This window comes from Streptomyces sp. NPDC048295 (genome assembly GCF_040652135.1).
Classification (GTDB): domain Bacteria; phylum Actinomycetota; class Actinomycetes; order Streptomycetales; family Streptomycetaceae; genus Streptomyces.
Genome location: NZ_JBEZLL010000032.1, coordinates 17,881 through 35,242 on the forward strand (window position 1 = coordinate 17,881; position 17,362 = coordinate 35,242).

Genomic DNA, 17,362 nt, shown 5'->3' on the forward strand with positions numbered 1-17,362 from the left:
ACACCTCTGGTTCCGGGGGCGGGTGGCCCGGGGGATCGGGCCGGTTCGGGGTGTCCGGTGGAAGGTCCGGATCGGGACGAGGCCGGGCGGGCCGGGAGGCCGCCGGCTCGACGTCACCGCAGTGCGGCCGGCCTGGTGCTGTCCACCGGAGGGATCTCCGTATGTCGTGGCGGGCGCGGAAGGGCGTGGCCGCGGCCGGTGCGGTGGGCCGTCGCCCGCCTGGCGTGGGCCCGCAGCAGGTCGTGCATCCAGAAGACGCCCGGCCGTTCCTCCTCCAGGAGGCCCGCGTCCAGGAGCCGTTCCAGCACCTCTTCCGCCGTCTCCGGCGGGATGCCGAGTACGTCCGTGGCCAGGCCGGGGGTGAGGGGCCCGTGAGCCGTCGCCCCGAGGCGCAGATGGGCGTCCGCCAGCTCCGGAGGCAGTCGCGTCAGGGCCTCGTCCAGCGTCAGCGGCACGGACATGTGGGGATCGTCGGCCAGGCTGAGCCGGGCGGGCAGGTCCCGTCGCAGCGAGTCGGTGCAGTCGGCCAGCCGCAGCCGGGGCCGGGTGAGCAGCCGGGCGGCGGCGATCCGCAGGGCGAGCGGATGGTGCCCGCACACGGAGGCCAGCCGGGCCGCCGCCGAGGGCTCGGCCTCGACCCGTTCCCGGCCGAGCACCGCGGTGAGCAGGGCGTGCGACTCCTCCGGTTCGAGGGCGCCGAGCCGGTGGACGGTGCCGCCGTGCGTGGCGACGAGCGCGGCCAGGCCCATCCGGCTGGTGACGATCGCGGCACCGCCGGCGTTGGCGGTCAGCAGTGGACGAACCTGATCGGGGTGGACGGCGTCGTCGAGGACGAGAAGCGCGGGGTGGTGCCCTGCGCCGGATTCGGCGGGCAGGGAACGACGGAGCTCGTCGGCGGCCTCCTGCGCCGGGCGTGGGGTGCCGTCGGGACGGGTCAGCGGCAGCAGCAGGCAGCCGCCCGGATAGTGGCTGCCCACCAGGTGCGCGACGTGCAGGGCCAGGGCCGTCTTGCCGATGCCGGGCGCTCCGGAGAGCATCGCCACCGTGGCGCGATCCGGTACGCCGGACTCCCGCCCGGAGGTCAACAGGCCTGTCAGTGAATCGACTTCGTGCTTCCGGCCGGTGAAGGAGGGCACGGTGGGGAACGCGGCCACGGATGCCGCCGCGCCTCCGGGGCCTCCGGGTCCTCCGGGACGGTGGTCCGGCTCAGGCTCTGCGACGTCCGGGGAGGTACGCGGCGCGGCCGGTGCGAGCGAGACGGGGGCGCGGCCCGTGTCCGGGGGCCCGATGTCGTCGCCGCGCAGCATGGCCAGCTCCAGGCACTGGAGTTCGGCCCGGGGATCGACGCCGAGTTCCTCCCGCAGATGTTCCTTGATCCTGCGGTACTCCGCGAGCGCCTCGCTCTGCCGTCCCGTCCGGTAGAGCGCCAGCATCAGTTGCGCAGCGAACCGTTCATGTGCCGGGTATACGCGCGTAACTTCCCATAGATCAACGAGTGTTTCGCGACAACGGCCGTACTTCAGCTCGATGTCGCAGACCCGCTCCAGAACCCTCAGGCGTTCCTCCGCCAGCCGCGGCACCTCGTCCCGGTGCAGCAGGTCGGAGGGGACGTTGGCGAGCAACGGCCCCTGCCAGAGGGCGAGCGCGGCCCGCAGGGAGTACAGCTCGGACTCCTCGCCGGACGCGGCGGCCCGGTCGACGAGCTGCCGGAAGTGCAGCAGGTCGAGGGTCTCGGCGTCGGCCTGGATGCGATAGCCGCTGGCGACCGCCGTGACGGCCTGGTCCTCGATCCCGTACTTGGCGAAGATCCGGCGCAGTCGCAGGACACAGCTCTGGAGCGCCGCCTTGGCGGTCGTGGGCTGCTTCTCGCCCCAGACGACGGTGCGCAGGTGATCGGTGGAGACCACGGCTCCGGGGCGGATGAGCAGCGCGGCCAGCAGTGCGGTCGGCTTGGAGGGCGGCAGAACCACGACGCTCCGTCCGTCCGTGATGCTCAGCGGGCCGAGCAGTTGAAAACGCACTGTCGTCTGCCCCCCCCGTGTGCCCGCCGCGGTCCGTCGAGCCGTCGGTGGCCCGGTACCGCGCCTTCCGTGCCACTTGCTGCCGGCCGGAGGCGGCCGGGCGGTGCGTGGGGTGCCGAAGTCCGGACGGATGCCACGGGTGCGACCGGGCCGCCGGCGGGCGCAGGGCAGGAGGCCGCCGTGCGCATGGCGGGTGCGGTCCTCGCGGCGGTCCCGGTGAGGATGGTGAGGAGGGTCCCCGCCGGCGCCGGGGTCCCGAGGGGCTGACGGGGGCGGGCAGGACGATGCGGCATGTGGGGAGCCCTTTTCGGTCACTGTTGGGGAGCAGTCGACGATGGCGAGTTTGTACGGAAGTGATGCTTCGGTGAAGGTCAGGCGCGTGGACGGATTAGGCCATGGCCCTTTCCGTCCAGTCTCCGAACTCCTGGCCGGGACCGAAATGATCGCTACCGAAAGGCCCTCTGTCCCAGGGCGTCGAGCCGTGCCATGATCTTTGCCGAACCTTAACCAAGCGGTCGTGGAACGGACTTCATTTCCTGCGGCGATGGCCTGAGCGGGGCGCACGGCCCCGGGCGAGGAGGGACGATGCTCGACCCCTTGGGACTGGACTCCACGACGGAAGCCGTGTATCAGGCGATGCTCGGCGACCCTTGTGCGAGCCGGGTGGAGCATTCCGCACGGCTTCGGCTGAGCGCCGATCAGTTGGACCGTGCCATCGCGAAGTTGTCGGAGATGGAGCTGATCCGCCCGGCCGAGGGCGCTGATCCGCAGCGGGTGCACGTGGTCAACCCCCGGCTCGGCCTGGAGATGCTGCTGGCCCGCCAGCGAGCCGAACTCGCCGCACGCTGGCAGCAGTTGGAGCAGGGCGAGGCCGCGGTGGCCGAACTGCTCTGCCGGCTCACCCCCACACCGCCGGCCGGCGGCGAGTCACCGGTCACGCACCTCGACGGCGTGGACCACATCCGGGACTACGCGGCCCGGCTGTACGGGGAGGCGGAGGAGGAGATCGTCGCCTTCGCGGCGGGCGGCGGGCGGCCCGAGGAGGACCTGGACGCCGGCCGTCCGCTCAGTCAGCGGTTGCTGGCCCGCGGGGTGCGGATGCGCACGGTCCACCTCGACAGCATCCACAGCGACCCGCCCACGGTGGCGCACATGTCCTGGCTGGTCTCGATCGGCGGCGAGATCCGTACGGTGCCCTCCCTCGGCATCCGCATGATCCTGGCCGATCGCCGACGCGCCCTGGTGACCGCCCTGGACGACCAGGACCGCTCGCTCGGGGCGCTCGTCGTGACCGGACGGTGGCTCATCACGGCGCTGGGGGCCTTCTTCGAAACCATCTGGGAGCGGGCCGAACCGTTCAGCCGGGCCGAGGAGGACGAGGACCACCGGCTGACCGGCCAGCAGCACGAGAGCCTGCGGCTCCTGGCACGCGGTTACACGGACGAGGCCATAGCCAAACGTCTCGGCGTCTCCCCCCGGACCGCCCGTCGCATCGCCACCAGCCTCCTGTCCCACCTGGGAGCCCGCAGCCGGTTCCAGGCGGGTGTCCACGCGGCACAACGGGGCTACCTGCCCGCCGACAGCCCGAGCCCCTGACAAGGCCCGTTCGCGCGCATCCGGTTCGTGCCGCAGGCGGGCCCGGAGCGGCGCCGGGTGATCGGTAGTCTGCCCGATGGCCGGGGCGGCGGAGGAGCGGCTTTGGACCGACCGGATCTGCTCCGGGCCGGCCGCTGACGTCGGCTGTGCCTCCGCATCCTTTCAAGTGACAAGGAATCAGGGCATGTTCACCACTCGTCCCACTCTCCAGGGCACCTTCGGGATGGTCTCCTCCACCCACTGGCTCGCCTCGCAGTCCGCGATGGCCGTCCTGGAAGGCGGCGGCAACGCCTACGACGCGGTCGTCGCCGCCGGATTCGTCCTGCATGTCGTCGAACCGCACCTCAACGGCCCGGCCGGCGAGGTGCCGATGATCCTGGCGCCGAAGGACGGCGAGGTGCGGGTGCTGTGCGGTCAGGGCCCGGCCCCCGCCGGTGCGGCCATCTCCCACTACCGCTCCCTCGGCCTGGACCTGGTCCCCGGCACCGGACCGCTCGCCGCGGCCGTGCCGGGCGCCTTCGACGCCTGGATGATGCTGCTGCGCGACCACGGCACCAGGACCCTCGCCGAGGTGCTGCGGTACGCGATCGGTTACGCCGAGGACGGCCACGCACCCGTCGAGCGGGTCGGCCGGACCGTGGAGACCGTCCGTGAACTCTTCGAGACCGAGTGGCAGTCCTCCGCCGACGTGTACCTGCCGGGCGGCACATCGCCCGGGCCCGGCCGGCTGTTCCGCAACCCCGCGCTCGCCGCCACCTGGCGCCGGCTGATCGCCGAGGCGGAGGAGACCGGCGGCGCGGACCGGGTCGCCCAGATCGAGGCCGCCCGCCGGATCTGGCGCGAGGGCTTCATCGCCGAGGCCCTGGTACGCCAGGCCGCCCGCCCCACCATGGACACCAGCGGCTCCCGCCACACCGGCACCCTCACCGCCGCCGACCTGGCCGGCTGGTCCGCGTCCTACGAGGCGCCCGCCACGTACGACTGGAACGGCTGGACGCTCGCCAAGGCGGCCGGCTGGAGCCAGGGGCCCGCCTTCCTGCAGCAGCTCGCCCTGCTCCCCGCCGAACTGCCGCCCTACGGCAGCGCCGACTACGTGCATCTGCTCATCGAGGGCTGCAAGCTCGCCATGGCCGACCGCGAGGCCTGGTACGGCGACGCCGCGGACGTACCACTCGACACCCTGCTCTCCGGGCCGTACAACGCCGGGCGCCGCGCCCTCATCACCGCCGAGGCCTCGCACGAGCTGCGCCCCGGCAGCCCGGACGGCCGCACCCCCGTGCTCAGCGGACACGCCCACGCGGTCGCCTCCGGCGGGAAGGGCCCCGACGCCAGGGACATCCCGGCACCGGGCGCCGGCGAGCCGACCGTGGCCGACGACGGCGCCACCCGTGGGGACACCTGCCATGTCGATGTGGTCGACCGCTGGGGCAACATGGTCTCCGCCACGCCCAGCGGCGGATGGCTCCAGTCCAACCCGGTCGTGCCCGAGCTCGGATTCCCGCTCGGCAGCCGGCTCCAGATGGCCTGGCTGGACGAGGGCCTGCCGAACTCCCTCACCCCCGGCCGCCGCCCCCGCACCACCCTCACCCCGTCCCTCGCCCTGCGCGACGGCGTCCCCGTCATGGCGTTCGGAACGCCCGGGGGCGACCAGCAGGACCAGTGGCAGGTGCACTTCTTCCTGGCGGTGGCACTGCGCGCCGAGGTGCGCGGCGGACTCGACCTCCAGGGCGCCATCGACGCCCCGAACTGGCACAACGACAGCTTCCCGGGCTCCTTCTTCCCGCGCGGGATGCGCCCCGGCAGCGTCACCGTCGAGGCGGGCATGGACCCGGAGACCATCGCGGAACTGCGCCGCCGAGGCCATGACGTCACCGTAGGCGACCCGTGGTCCGAGGGCCGGCTGTGTGCCGTGGCCCGCGACCCGGAGACCGGGGTGCTGTCCGCGGCCGCCAACCCGCGGGGCATGCAGGGGTACGCCGTAGGACGCTGAGCGGCCACTTTCCCGACATGACCAGGTCGTCGGGTCCCCGGAGCGACGTGATTGGCTGGAGGCATGACCGATGAATTCCTCACCGGGGACCTGACCGAGGTCGAGGCGGCGGTACGCGCAGCGGCCGCCGCCGAGATCATGCCGCGCTTCCGGCAGCTCGCCGCGCACGAGATCGTCGAGAAGAGCGGCCCGCACGACCTCGTCACCACCGCCGACCGCCTCGCCGAAGAACACCTCACCGCGTCCCTGACCGCGCTCCTGCCCGGCTCGGTCGTCGTCGGCGAGGAGGCGGTCCACGCCGACCCGGCGGTGTACGACGCCCTGGGCGGCGACGCGCCCGTGTGGATCGTCGACCCGGTCGACGGCACCCGGCAGTTCGTCCGGGGCGAACCGGGCTTCTGCACCCTGGTCGCCCTCGCCCACCACGGCGAACTCCTCGCCTCATGGACGTACGCCGCGGCCCTGGACGAGATGGCGGTCGCGGTGCGCGGCCACGGCGCCACCCTCGACGGCAGACCGATACGCTCCGGCTCGCCCGCACCCGGGTCCGTCCTGAGCGTGGCGATGTCGCACCCCGACTACACCACCGACGCCCAGAAGCGCGCCCTGCTCGGCCTGCGCACCGAGGGGATCGAGGCCCGCCCCTGCGGATCGGCGGGCCTCGAATACCTCGGCGTCGCCCGCGGCGACCAGGACGCGATCGCCTTCAACTGGGAGTACGCCTGGGACCACGCGGCGGGCCTGCTGCTGGTCACCGAGGCGGGCGGCGCCCAGGCCACCCTCTCCGGCGAGCCGTTCCGCATCACCGGCGGCAACGTCCTGCCGTTCACGGCGGCCCGCGACGAGGCGACCGCCGAACGCGTCCTGCACGCGCTCCGCGACGGGGCCTGACCGGACCGGACCCCGATCAGGCGAGCAGCTCACGGGTCAGTGCCCGCAGCCGGGCGCGGGCCCGCGGGTCGTACGCCTGCTCATGGGCGGCCGTGTCCGTGAAGCGGTCGAAATATCTGCCGGTGACACCGGACAGGGCCGGATCGGTGATCAGCCGGACGGTCGGGCGGACGCCCTCCTCGACCGGAACGGCCGGCGTGAGTCCGTACTCCCGCACACCGGGGGTGTCCATCAGGTGCGCCGGGTGCAGGGCGTTGACCGTGACCCCGCTGCCCGCCGTCCTGCCGGCGAGATCGAAGGTCGACATGATCAGCGCGAGCTTGCTGCGGCAGTACGCCTCCAGCCCCTCGTAGCCGCGCTCCATCATGACGTCCTCGAAATCGACGGGCGCCTGGCCCATCGAGGCCACATTGACCACCCGCGCGGGCGCGGACGCGGTCAGCAGCGGCAGCAGCTCACGGGTCAGCAGACAGGGCGCCAGGCAGTTGACCGCGAACCGGAGTTCATGGCCCTGACGGCTCAGCTCGCGCCGGAGCGGGGTGGCACCACCACCCACCACGGCATTGTTGACCAGGACGTCGAGCCGGGGCTCCCGCTCGCTGATCCGTGCGGCCATGGCCCGGACCTGGTCCAGGTCCGCCAGGTCCGCGAGGAAGGTGCGCACGGCGGTTCCGGGCCCGGCCGCACGGGCCTCGGCGGCGGCTTCCTCCAGGCGGGCCCGGTCCCGGCCGTGCAGCAGCAGCGTCGCACCCCGGCCGGCCAGGTCGAGTGCGAGACGGCGGCCCATGCCCCGGGTCGCACCGGTGATCAGTACGGTCTTGTCGAAGACGGCATCCCGTCGAGTCTCCATGGACTGAGTTATATCAAGGGCTTGATATGGCATCCACGCCTGATCGATGGCCGGTCCCTGCCTGTACGCTCGCCGCCATGGGATCGGGAATGACCGAGGACGAACGCCTGGGCGCGGACATCAAGCGCACGGAACAGGCCCTCATGGCGGCCAAGAGCGCCGCGCTGAGGGAAGCGGCGGGGGTCACGGTCGCCCAGTACGCGGCGCTGTTCGCCCTCGCCGACAACCCCGGCATACCGGGTGCCGCGTTGGCGCGGGCCTGCCTGGTCACCCCGCAGGCGATGGCGTCGGTACTCAAACACCTCGAAGAGCGCGGTCTGGTCGTCCGCACGGCGCATCCCTGGCACCGGAAGATGCTGGAGACCCGGCTCACCGAGGCGGGCCGCGAAACGCTCCGGCTCGCCGACGAGCAGGCGGTACGGATCGAGCGACGGCTCGCCGAGGAGTTCGCGCCAAAGGAGCGGGACGCCCTGCGGGCCCTGCTCGCCCGCTGCGTCACCGCCATCGGGCGGGACTGAGCGGCGCCGGGTCCCGCCGCGCCTCCCGCAGGCTCACCTCACCCGCCGCAGGCCGTCCTCACGTCCCGGACGATCTCCGCGGCCAGCTCCACCGCCTCCTCGTCCAGCCCCCGCAGCGCCTCGCCGATCCGTTCGAGGAAGTGCGCCGGGGTGTCCGGCAGTGCGGCCGCCGCGGCCGACGCGCCCTTCTCGTTCAGACACCAGGTGCGGTGATGGGCGTGGAGGGACTGGGCGAGGATGCCGAATGCCCGTGACAGGCACAGGGAGACATGGAGCGTGTCACCGCCGGGAGCGGACTTGCGGGCGGCCGCCACCGAGAACTCCGCCTCCCACGCGGCCTCGACCAGCGCGGTGCGCAGCGGCTCCGGATAGGTCCGGGTCTCGTTCCGAAGTGCCGTCAACTCCCCTTGAGGGTCGGAGAGAACGCGCCCCAGCGCCACCTCGCCGGGGTAGGCGGGGGACCAGAAGCCGAGCGGATGGCCGGGCTGTACGCCCACCTCGAAGCGCCCCTCGCGGCAGTCCGCCCAGACCGCCTCCACCCGATCCAGATCGCGCAGGATCCAGTCCACCGGGACACCGTCCACCCGCAGCCAGGCCCCGCCGTCGACCCAGGGCCCCCACCCGCCGGGACCGGCGACCTCGACGGGGGAACCCTGTACCCCGGCCGCCAGTGCGGTCAGCGCGGCCACGTCGACGGCGCCCCGGTAGTACACGCCCAGATCCCAGTCGGAGTCCGGGCGGTGGGTGCCACGGGCCCGGCTGCCGCCGAGTGCGACGGCCCGGACGCCGGGCAGGGCGGTGAGCCGGGACGCCATGCCGGCGATGTGGGCGGGGACGGCGGCACCCCGGGCCGTCAGCGGCGCGGTGCGGGAGTTCGGTGTGTTCATCGCCGGGTGACCCTACCCGCGACCGTGCTGTCGGTGCCGCGGAATATCCTGGGTGTCCTGGCCGCCGGCTGACGAAGGAGTCCGAAGGTGCCGTCGATGCTCGATGCAGTCGTCGTGGGGGCGGGCCCCAACGGGCTGACCGCCGCGGCCGAACTGGCCCGCCGGGGCTTCGCCGTGGAGGTCTTCGAAGCGCAGGAGACCGTCGGAGGGGGCGCCCGTACCGAGGAGCTCACCCTTCCCGGCTTCCGCCACGACCCCTGTTCCGCCGTCCACCCGCTGGGCATCGGCTCGCCCGCGTTCGACGCGATGCCGCTCGCCCGGCACGGTCTGGAGTGGCTCCAGCCCGAGCTGGCGCTCGCCCACCCGTTCCCGGACGGCACGGCCGCCGTGCTCACCGGCTCGGTGGGGGAGAGCGCCATGTCGCTGGGCGCCCGCGACGCGGGGGCGTACCGCAGGCTCGTCGCCCCCTACCTCGGCCACTGGGACACCCTCGCCCAGGACTTCCTGCGCACCCCGTGGGACGGGCTGCCCCGTGACCCCTACCGCTGGGTGCGCTTCGGTCTCGACGCGCTCCAGCCCGCCTCGCTGCTCTCCCGCCGCTTCGGCGGCGCGAAGGCGCGCGGCCTGTTCGCCGGGCTCGCCGCCCACGCCATCGCACCCACCAGCGGTCCGGCGACCGGCGGGGTCGCCCTGCTGTTCGCCCTGGCGGCGCACGAGAAGGGGTGGCCCGTGCCGCGCGGCGGCTCGCAGGCCATCTCCGACGCCCTCGCCTCGTACATACGCGAACAGGGCGGCGCGATCCGCACCGGCACGGAGGTCAAGCGGCTCGACGAGCTCCCGCCCGCCCGCGCCTACGTCTTCGACACCTCGCCCACCGCCCTCGCCCGTATCGCCGGTCTGGGCCACGCCTACCGCGGCTACCGGTACGGCGCGTCCTGCTTCAAGATCGACTACGCCCTGTCGGGCCCCGTCCCCTGGACCGCCGAGGACGCCCGCCGGGCCGGCACGGTCCACATCGGTCCCACGGCCGGCGAGATCGACGCCGCGCTGACGGCCGCGGTGACGGGACGCGACCCGAGCGTGCCGTTCCTGATCGCCGCGCAGCCCAGCCTGGTCGACCCGTCCCGCGCGCCCGAGGGCCGTCATGTCTTCTGGGTGTACGGACATGTCCCGTCGGGATGGGAGGGCGACGCCACCGACGTCATCGAGCGCCAACTGGAGCGCTTCGCCCCCGGGTTCCGCGACCTGGTGCTCGCCCGCGCGGTGGCCGGACCGCCCGAGCTCGCGAGGCGCAACGCCAACTACGTCGGTGGTGACATCGCCTGCGGCGCGTTCTCCGGTCTGCAGACGGTGCTCAGGCCCAAGCTCGCCCGCGTGCCGTACGCGACGGCGCATCCGGCGGTGTTCCTGTGTTCCTCGGCCACCCCGCCCGGCCCCGGGGTGCACGGCATGTCGGGCCACCACGCGGCGAAGGCGGTCTGGCGGCGTCTGCGGGCGGCCTGAGACGGCACGGGGCATGATGTCCGTCATGCGTACACCCGAGGGCGTCACCGTCACCCTGGTCCGGGGCGACATCACCCGGCAGTCCGCCGATGTCATCGTCAACGCCGCGAACTCCTCCCTGCTCGGCGGGGGTGGCGTCGACGGCGCCATCCACCGGCGCGGCGGCCCGGACATCCTGGCCGAGTGCCGGAAGCTGCGCGCCTCGCACTACGGAAAGGGCCTGCGCACCGGCCAGGCGGTCGCCACGACGGCCGGGCAGTTGGACGCGCGATGGGTGGTCCACACCGTCGGCCCGGTGTACGGGAGTTCCGCCGGCGATCCCGCCCTCCTGGCGTCCTGCTACCGCGAGTCCCTGCGCGTCGCCGACGAACTCGGCGCGAGGACCGTGGCCTTCCCCGCGATCTCGGCCGGTGCGTACGGCTGGCCGCTGGACGACGCCGCGCGCATCGCCGTGGAGACGGTGCGCGCGGCCCGCACGGCCGTCGAGGAAGTCAGGTTCGTCCTCTTCGACGAGCGGGCCTACGAGGCGTTCGTCGCGCAGCTCGGCCGACAGGCGGGGTGATCACCCTGTATTTGCGGCGGGGCGGAGCCGGGGGGAGTCTGTACGTGTCCCATGCCCGAAGGCTGCGGAGCACAACGGACGGAGAGGGCCCCTGATGATCGAGTTCGTCGCCAGGACGGCGCAGGACATGGCCGATGACCTGGCCGGTCTGTACCGGGATCTGCACCGGCACCCGGAGCTGTCCCTGCAGGAGACCCGGACGGCCGGAGTGCTGGCACAACGCCTTCGGGACGCCGGCTTCGACACGGTCGCCGAACAGGTCGGCGGCACCGGTGTGGTGGGGGTGCTGCGCAACGGGGACGGTCCGGTCGTGATGGTCCGGGCGGACTTCGACGCGCTTCCGGTCGAGGAGAAGACCGGCCTGCCCTACGCCTCCACGGCGCGCGCGGTGGACCACGAGGGCAGGGAGATGCCGGTGATGCATGCCTGCGGGCACGACATGCACGCCACGTGCCTGGTGGGCGCCGCCACCCTGCTCGCCGGTACCCGCGACCGATGGAGCGGCACCCTGCTGGTGGTCTTCCAGCCCGCCGAAGAACTCGCGCTCGGCGCACGGGCGATGGTCGACGACGGACTGTTCGAGCGTTTCCCCAGGCCGCGGATCGTCCTGGGGCAGCATGTGGCCCCGCTGCCCGCGGGGTTCATCGGCTACGGCACCGGAACGGTGATGGCCGCCGCGGACTCCCTCGACGTGACGCTGCACGGACGCGGCGCCCACGGCTCCCGCCCCGAGGCCTCGATCGACCCGGTGCTGATGGCGGCCAATGTCGTCACCCGGCTCCAGGGCGTCGTCGCCCGGGAGGTGCCGCCCGCCGAGTCCGCGGTGGTGACGGTGGGCCGCCTGCAGGCCGGCACCAAGGACAACATCATCCCCGACACCGCGGAACTGGGCATCAACATCCGCACCTACTCCCCGGCCGTACGCGCCCTGGTCCGTGCCGCGATCGAACGCGTGGTCACCGCCGAGGCGCGGGCGAGCGGTGCGCGGGAGGACCCCGAACTCACCTGGTTCAGCGCGGCCCCGGCACTCGTCAGCGAACCGGAGGCGACGAAGACCACGGTGGCCGCGTTCACCGAGCATTTCGGGGCGCAGCGGATCATGCCGATGCCGCAGGTCAACGCGAGCGAGGACGTGGGTGTGTTCGGGGAGGCGATCGGCGTACCCACCGTGTTCTGGTTCTGGGGCGGCCTGGAACCCGAAACGGTCCTCACCGCCCTGGCCGAGGACCGCATCGACACCTTGCCGAGCAACCACTCCCCGTATTTCGCCCCGCTCGTCGAACCCACTCTGAGCACGGGAGTGCAGGCTCTGGCCGTCGCGGCCCTGGCCTGGCTGCACTGCGACTGACCCGGGTTCAGCGGATCGGGTCGAGGAACGAGCCGAAGGGGGCCGGGAGCCGTTTCCACGCCTCGGCTCCCGCGGCGTACTCGGCGTCGGTGAGCAGACAGGATTCGAGAAGTCCGGTCAGCCCGTCCCGGTCGAGGCCGGGGGAGGTGAAGACGAGGTGCTGGCCGCGGTCGCCGTGCTCGGGATCCCAGTCCAGGGCGGCCGCCGCCCTGCGGACGGGAGGCACCAGGTCCCAGGCCGCGTCCGGCAGCGAGGCCAGCCACGGGCCAGCGCTCTCCACGCAGAGCGCACCGCCCGCGGCGTCCCAGGCCAGCAGGGTGTCGGGGCGGTCGGCGAGCCAGAAGCGGCCCCGGCTGCGAGCGGCCGCACAGCACAGGTCCTCCAGCGCCCGGAAGAGCCGCCCCGGGTGGAAGGGACGGCGGCGCTGCCAGACGAGCGTGGCGACCCCCGCCTCGTCCGCCTCCTGCGGCAGCAGCGCGCACGCGGGGTGCTGGGCGGCCGCCGCCGCTTCCACGTCGAAGCCGGCGAAGGCGAGCCGGCCCAGTTCGGCCGATTCGGCCGGGACCTGACGGGCCGTCGGGTGGAGCTGGGCGAGCAGTGCGCGGTCCTCGTCGTCGGCCGCCCCGCCGTCGACGACGGCGAGCACGGGCGCGTACTCCAGCTGTCGCGCCCAGGTGTCGCCGACGGTCCTCCGGTCCGTGGCGGCCGCCGCGAGGCCCGCCTCGGCCAGATCGTCGCCGTTCCCGAGGCAGGGCAGCACGAGAGCGGGGTCGACGGCCGTGATCACATTGGTGAGTTCGAGTACGTCGCCGCCGTGCGCGACGACGACCTCGGCCATCGACCGGGGTTCCACGGAGTCCCACAGTTCGACGACCGCGAGCCGGACCGTCCCGCCGGCGGCCAGCCGCACCAGCTCCGGAACCAGGTCCTCGCGCAGCGCGCAGCAGGCGCAGTCGTCGACGAGCGGGGTCTTTGCGCGCGACAGCTCGCCCGAGGCGTCCCGTACGAGGCGCCGCACGGTGCCCTCCTGGGCGGCGGTGGTCAGATCGTGGTGGAGCGCGACGCTGCCGGCGACGGTGCACAGCAGCCGGTCCACGACCTCCTTGCGGGCGCCGGAGTGCAGCCCGCCGACGATCACGACGGGCAACCGGTGCTCGCCCCGCATCAGTTCGCCCCGTCCCGGGGAGCGGCGGGGCCGCACGCGGCGCGGGTTCCTGGCTTCATGAAGGTCTCCTTCTCGATCGGAGGAAGTGGGGGCGGGTCAGCGTTCTTCGCGGAAGCCGACGTGTCTGCGGGCGACCGGGTCGTACTTGCGCAGCACCATCCGCTCCGGGTCGTTCCGGCGGTTCTTGCGGGTGACGTAGGTGTAGCCGGTGCCGGCGGTGGAGCGGAGCCTGACGACCGGGCGCAGTTCGTTGCGAGCCATGACCGCTACTATATGGCAATGATTTCCATTTCCAACAAGTGGTTCTCCGTGGGAAGCAGGTAGCTCCATGTCCGCCCATTGCCAACTGACCGGCGCCCGGCCGGGTTTCGGCAACAACATCTCCCACTCGCACCGGCGCACCTCGCGCCGCTTCGACCCCAACATCCAGCGCAAGAGGTACTGGCTGGCGAGCGAGGGCCGGCATGTCCGGCTGACGCTCAGCGCCAGGGCGATCAGGACCGTCGACAGCATCGGGATCGAGGCGGCCGTCGCCCGCATCCGCGCCAGGGGAGTGACGGTCTGATGGCCAAGAGGAGCAAGATCGCGCAGAACGAGAAGCGCCGGGCGACCGTCGAGCGGTACGCCGCCCGTCGTGCCGAGTTGAAGGAGGTCATCCGCCGGCCCTCCGCCACGGACGCCGAACGCCGGGCCGCCTCGGACGAGCTCCGGCGCCAGCCGCGCGACGCCAGTGCGACCCGGGTACGCAATCGGGACAGCGTGGACGGGCGGCCCCGCGGTCACCTGCGGAAGTTCGGTCTGTCCCGCGTCCGTGCACGCGAGCAGGCCCATGCCGGATTCCTGCCGGGGGTCACCAAGTCCTCCTGGTGACCCCGGCGCCGACGTGACCCGGCGGAGCCCCGGTGGCCGTACCGGTCACCGGGCCCCGCCGGTCACCGGGGCCCCGCCGTTCAGAGGCCGGGAGAAGTCCTGGCAGCGCGACGTCCATGTCGGATTCTCGCCAGCCCCCGCGCCCCGGGTGGCGGATGCTTGAGCCATGTACACCGACACCGAGCGCTGCGTACGGGCCGTCCAGTCCAAGGACGCCCGCTTCGACGGCTGGTTCTTCACGGCGGTCCTGACCACCAGGATCTACTGCCGCCCCAGCTGCCCGGCCGTACCGCCCAAGGTCGAGAACATGACCTTCTACCCCAGCGCCGCCGCCTGTCAGCAGGCCGGATTCCGGGCCTGCAAACGATGCCGGCCCGACACCAGCCCCGGCTCCCCGGAGTGGAATGCCCGAGCCGACTCCGTCGCCCGAGCGATGCGGCTCATCCGGGACGGCGTCGTCGACCGCGAGGGCGTCCCCGGGCTCGCCGCCCGGCTCGGCTACTCCGCCCGGCAGATCGAGCGCCAGCTCCTCGCCGAGCTCGGCGCCGGACCGCTCGCCCTGGCCCGCGCACAGCGCGCCCAGACCGCGCGGCTGCTCATCGAGACCACCGCACTCCCCATGGCGGAGGTCGCGTTCGCCGCCGGGTTCTCCTCGATCCGTACCTTCAACGACACCGTCCGCACGGTCTTCGCGCTCGCCCCCGGCGAGCTGCGCAGCCGCGCCGCCCGGTCCGCGAAACCGCCGGTCACGCCGGGAGTGATAGCGCTGCGGCTGCCGTACCGGGCCCCGCTCAACCCCAGCAACCTCTTCGGCCACCTCGCCGCGACCGCCGTCCCCGGCGTCGAGGAGTGGCGCGACGGCGCCTACCGCCGCACGCTCTCCCTGCGGCACGGACACGGCATCGTCGCGCTCACCCCGCACCCCGACCACATCGCCTGCCGCCTCTCCCTCACCGATCCACGCGATCTCACCCTCGCCATCAGCCGCTGCCGCTGGCTGCTCGACCTGGACGCCGACCCGGTGGCCGTCGACGAGCAGCTGTCCGCCGACCCGCTCCTCGCGCCCCTGGTCCGCAAGGAGCCGGGCAGACGGGTGCCGCGTACCGTCGACGGCGCCGAGTTCGCCGTACGGGCGGTGCTCGGCCAGCAGGTCTCGACGGCCGCCGCCCGCACCCACGCGGCCCGTCTGGTCACCGCGCACGGCCTGCCCGTCGACGATCCGGAGGGCGGCCTCACCCACCTCTTCCCGGACCCCGAGGAACTCGCCGGACTGGACCCGGAACAGCTCGCCCTGCCGCGCAGCCGCCGCACCACCCTCACCACCCTCGTCGGCGCACTCGCCGACGGCTCGCTGCGGTTGGGCACCGACACCGACTGGGAGCAGGCACGGGCCGAACTGACCGCCCTCCCCGGCTTCGGCCCCTGGACCGTCGAGGTGATCGCGATGCGGGCGCTCGGCGACCCGGACGCCTTCCTCCCCGGTGACCTCGGCATCCGGCGCGCGGCCGAGGAACTCGGCCTCCCCTCGACACCGGCGGCGCTCACCGCCCGCGCGGCCGCCTGGCGCCCCTGGCGGGCGTACGCGGTCCAGTACCTGTGGACCGTCGACGACCACCCCATCAACCACCTGCCCACCTGAGGAAGCCCGGGAAGAGTCCAGCCATGACAGCCACACATCCGCCTACGACGACCAGGCGGCACACGGTCGTCGACAGCCCGTACGGACCGCTCACCCTCGTCGCCAGCGACGGGGTCCTCGCCGGCCTCTACATGACCGGCCAGCGGCACCGCCCGCCCGAGGAGACCTTCGGCGAGCGCGACCCGCGGCCCTTCACCGAGGCCGTCCGCCAGCTCGACGCCTACTTCGCCGGGGAACTGCGCACCTTCGATCTGCCGCTGCGCCTGGACGGCACCCCGTTCCAGCGCGGCGTCTGGGCGCAGCTCCGGCTGATTCCGTACGGCGAGACCCGCTCGTACGGCGAACTGGCCGAGAACCTCGGCAAACCGGGCGCCTCACGTGCCGTGGGGCTCGCCAACGGCAAGAACCCGGTGGGCATCATCGTCCCCTGCCACCGGGTCATCGGCGCCTCGGGCAGCCTCACCGGCTACGGCGGCGGACTCGACCGCAAGCAGCGGCTGCTGGCCTTCGAGAAGGGCACGGAGAACGACACCCCGGCGCTCTTCTGACGCCGCCCCGCGCCCCCGGACGCGAGATCGGGCCGGGACCTCGAATGGTCCCGGCCCGTTCCCACGTTCCGAAGTGCCGTACGGCTGCGCCGTCAGCCGATGAAGATCTCCACCAGGGTCCAGATCGCCAGCCCCAGCATGCAGAGCCCGCCGATCCGCTGGACCGTCTTCAACGGCACGCGCTTGGCGATGAAGCGCCCGGCGAGCAGCGCCAGCGCCGAGACGGACATCAGGGCGGCCGCGGAGCCGATCGCCGTGGACCAGGTGCCGTTGCTCGCGGCGAGGTTGGCCGTGGTGATCTGGGTGAGGTCGCCCCACTCGCTGATGAAGACGGCCATGAACGCGGTCGAGTAGACCGGCCAGAAACCGGTCACCGTCTTCGGGGCGTCGTCCTCGTCGTCGCCATCGCCGCCGCCGGAGCGCAGCAGCATGAAGGCCCCGAACGCGAAGAGGGAGGCGGAGACGAGCTTGACGATCCAGTCGGGCAGCAGCCCGATCAGACTGCCGGCCCCCACCGCGATGGCGACGTGCACGATGAACGCGGACGATGTGCCGAACCAGACGTACAGCGGTCGCATGCGGGTGCCCATGGCGAGCGACGCGAACATCGTCTTGTCGGGGAGTTCCGCGAGGAAGATCAGCCCGAAGGCGGTGAGAATCGCCAGGGGGTCGAGGTGCATTCCGGGTGGCTTTCTGTAGGAGCCGGGCCCCGGGCCTTCGCGAAGTGCCACTCGGGCTTCCGGAGGACCACTCGGCCCGGCATGACGTCAGCGCCCACGGGGTGCGGGCGTGTCATACCTGACCGAAGGTCTCGCCCGCCCGAGGTCATCCACGGGCCCGGCCACCGGGAACCCGGGGGTTCCAGTGTGTCGACGACCGGTTTGCGGGGCTACTCCCCTTCGCAGCCATCAACTGTACCCCACCCACTCACGGGGGAGAGCAGATGTTCGATCCGATGGCCGGGACGGTTACAG

At 73.0% G+C, this 17,362-nt stretch carries 17 protein-coding genes; 11 read left to right on the forward strand and 6 right to left on the reverse strand.

Annotated features, from left to right (window positions below; genetic code table 11):
* Window positions 1–113: 113 nt before the first annotated feature.
* Window positions 114–2,021 (reverse strand): BTAD domain-containing putative transcriptional regulator, encoded by a 1,908-nt coding sequence (locus AB0D53_RS34800; protein ID WP_362453267.1) that lies wholly within the window; start codon window positions 2,019–2,021, stop codon window positions 114–116.
* Between the two features lie 585 nt (window positions 2,022–2,606).
* On the opposite strand from AB0D53_RS34800, the gene AB0D53_RS34805 reads away from it, so the two are divergent.
* The 3 genes from AB0D53_RS34805 to AB0D53_RS34815 all read left to right on the forward strand — a co-directional run bounded on the left by AB0D53_RS34805 (window position 2,607) and on the right by AB0D53_RS34815 (window position 6,498).
* Window positions 2,607–3,617, forward strand: a complete 1,011-nt coding sequence (locus AB0D53_RS34805) for a DUF6879 family protein (protein WP_362453269.1) — start codon at window positions 2,607–2,609, stop codon at window positions 3,615–3,617.
* A 184-nt stretch (window positions 3,618–3,801) separates the two neighbouring features.
* Window positions 3,802–5,607 carry a gamma-glutamyltransferase gene (locus tag AB0D53_RS34810; protein ID WP_362453271.1) on the forward strand — a complete coding sequence of 602 codons (1,806 nt, stop codon included), beginning with the start codon at window positions 3,802–3,804 and terminating at the stop codon, window positions 5,605–5,607.
* Window positions 5,608–5,670: 63 nt separating this feature from the next.
* Window positions 5,671–6,498 carry an inositol monophosphatase family protein gene (locus AB0D53_RS34815; protein WP_362453273.1) on the forward strand — a complete coding sequence of 276 codons (828 nt, stop codon included), beginning with the start codon at window positions 5,671–5,673 and terminating at the stop codon, window positions 6,496–6,498.
* A 16-nt stretch (window positions 6,499–6,514) separates the two neighbouring features.
* Here the strand turns inward: AB0D53_RS34815 and AB0D53_RS34820 are convergent, their stop codons facing one another.
* Window positions 6,515–7,348, reverse strand: a complete 834-nt coding sequence (locus tag AB0D53_RS34820) for an SDR family NAD(P)-dependent oxidoreductase (protein WP_362453274.1) — start codon at window positions 7,346–7,348, stop codon at window positions 6,515–6,517.
* A 77-nt stretch (window positions 7,349–7,425) separates the two neighbouring features.
* Between AB0D53_RS34820 and AB0D53_RS34825 the strand changes: the two genes are divergently transcribed.
* A complete protein-coding gene (locus AB0D53_RS34825) occupies window positions 7,426–7,866 on the forward strand; it encodes a MarR family transcriptional regulator (RefSeq protein WP_362453275.1) in 441 nt (146 codons plus the stop codon).
* A 38-nt stretch (window positions 7,867–7,904) separates the two neighbouring features.
* Here AB0D53_RS34825 and AB0D53_RS34830 read toward each other — a convergent pair whose 3' ends face one another.
* On the reverse strand, window positions 7,905–8,681 hold the full coding sequence (locus AB0D53_RS34830) for a nucleotidyltransferase domain-containing protein (protein WP_362453362.1): 777 nt from the start codon (window positions 8,679–8,681) through the stop codon (window positions 7,905–7,907).
* A 159-nt stretch (window positions 8,682–8,840) separates the two neighbouring features.
* Between AB0D53_RS34830 and AB0D53_RS34835 the strand changes: the two genes are divergently transcribed.
* From AB0D53_RS34835 to AB0D53_RS34845, 3 genes are all read left to right on the forward strand, one after another.
* A complete protein-coding gene (locus tag AB0D53_RS34835) occupies window positions 8,841–10,256 on the forward strand; it encodes an NAD(P)/FAD-dependent oxidoreductase (protein ID WP_362453276.1) in 1,416 nt (471 codons plus the stop codon).
* A gap of 25 nt (window positions 10,257–10,281) precedes the next feature.
* Entirely contained in the window at window positions 10,282–10,818 is a 537-nt protein-coding gene (locus tag AB0D53_RS34840) for an O-acetyl-ADP-ribose deacetylase (protein ID WP_362453277.1), read from the forward strand.
* Between the two features lie 94 nt (window positions 10,819–10,912).
* A complete protein-coding gene (locus AB0D53_RS34845; RefSeq protein WP_362453279.1) occupies window positions 10,913–12,166 on the forward strand; it encodes an amidohydrolase in 1,254 nt (417 codons plus the stop codon).
* Between the two features lie 7 nt (window positions 12,167–12,173).
* Here AB0D53_RS34845 and AB0D53_RS34850 read toward each other — a convergent pair whose 3' ends face one another.
* Window positions 12,174–13,331, reverse strand: coding sequence for a GTP-binding protein (locus AB0D53_RS34850; protein WP_362453363.1), 1,158 nt, complete (start codon window positions 13,329–13,331; stop codon window positions 12,174–12,176).
* 96 nt (window positions 13,332–13,427) lie between these two features.
* Window positions 13,428–13,592 carry a 50S ribosomal protein L33 gene (gene rpmG / locus AB0D53_RS34855; protein ID WP_329817619.1) on the reverse strand — a complete coding sequence of 55 codons (165 nt, stop codon included), beginning with the start codon at window positions 13,590–13,592 and terminating at the stop codon, window positions 13,428–13,430.
* Window positions 13,593–13,659: 67 nt separating this feature from the next.
* Between rpmG and rpmB the strand changes: the two genes are divergently transcribed.
* The 4 genes from rpmB to AB0D53_RS34875 all read left to right on the forward strand — a co-directional run bounded on the left by rpmB (window position 13,660) and on the right by AB0D53_RS34875 (window position 16,388).
* Window positions 13,660–13,896 (forward strand): 50S ribosomal protein L28, encoded by a 237-nt coding sequence (gene rpmB, locus AB0D53_RS34860; protein WP_362453280.1) that lies wholly within the window; start codon window positions 13,660–13,662, stop codon window positions 13,894–13,896.
* Window positions 13,896–14,201, forward strand: a complete 306-nt coding sequence (gene rpsN, locus AB0D53_RS34865; RefSeq protein ID WP_362453281.1) for a 30S ribosomal protein S14 — start codon at window positions 13,896–13,898, stop codon at window positions 14,199–14,201. Before rpmB ends, rpsN begins: the two co-directional genes overlap by 1 nt.
* A gap of 166 nt (window positions 14,202–14,367) precedes the next feature.
* A complete protein-coding gene (locus AB0D53_RS34870; protein ID WP_362453283.1) occupies window positions 14,368–15,840 on the forward strand; it encodes an AlkA N-terminal domain-containing protein in 1,473 nt (490 codons plus the stop codon).
* Window positions 15,841–15,863: 23 nt separating this feature from the next.
* Complete coding sequence (locus tag AB0D53_RS34875; protein ID WP_362453285.1) at window positions 15,864–16,388, forward strand: methylated-DNA--[protein]-cysteine S-methyltransferase; 525 nt, start codon at window positions 15,864–15,866, stop codon at window positions 16,386–16,388.
* A 92-nt stretch (window positions 16,389–16,480) separates the two neighbouring features.
* Here AB0D53_RS34875 and AB0D53_RS34880 read toward each other — a convergent pair whose 3' ends face one another.
* Window positions 16,481–17,068, reverse strand: a complete 588-nt coding sequence (locus tag AB0D53_RS34880; RefSeq protein WP_362453287.1) for a TMEM165/GDT1 family protein — start codon at window positions 17,066–17,068, stop codon at window positions 16,481–16,483.
* Window positions 17,069–17,362 lie beyond the last annotated feature (294 nt).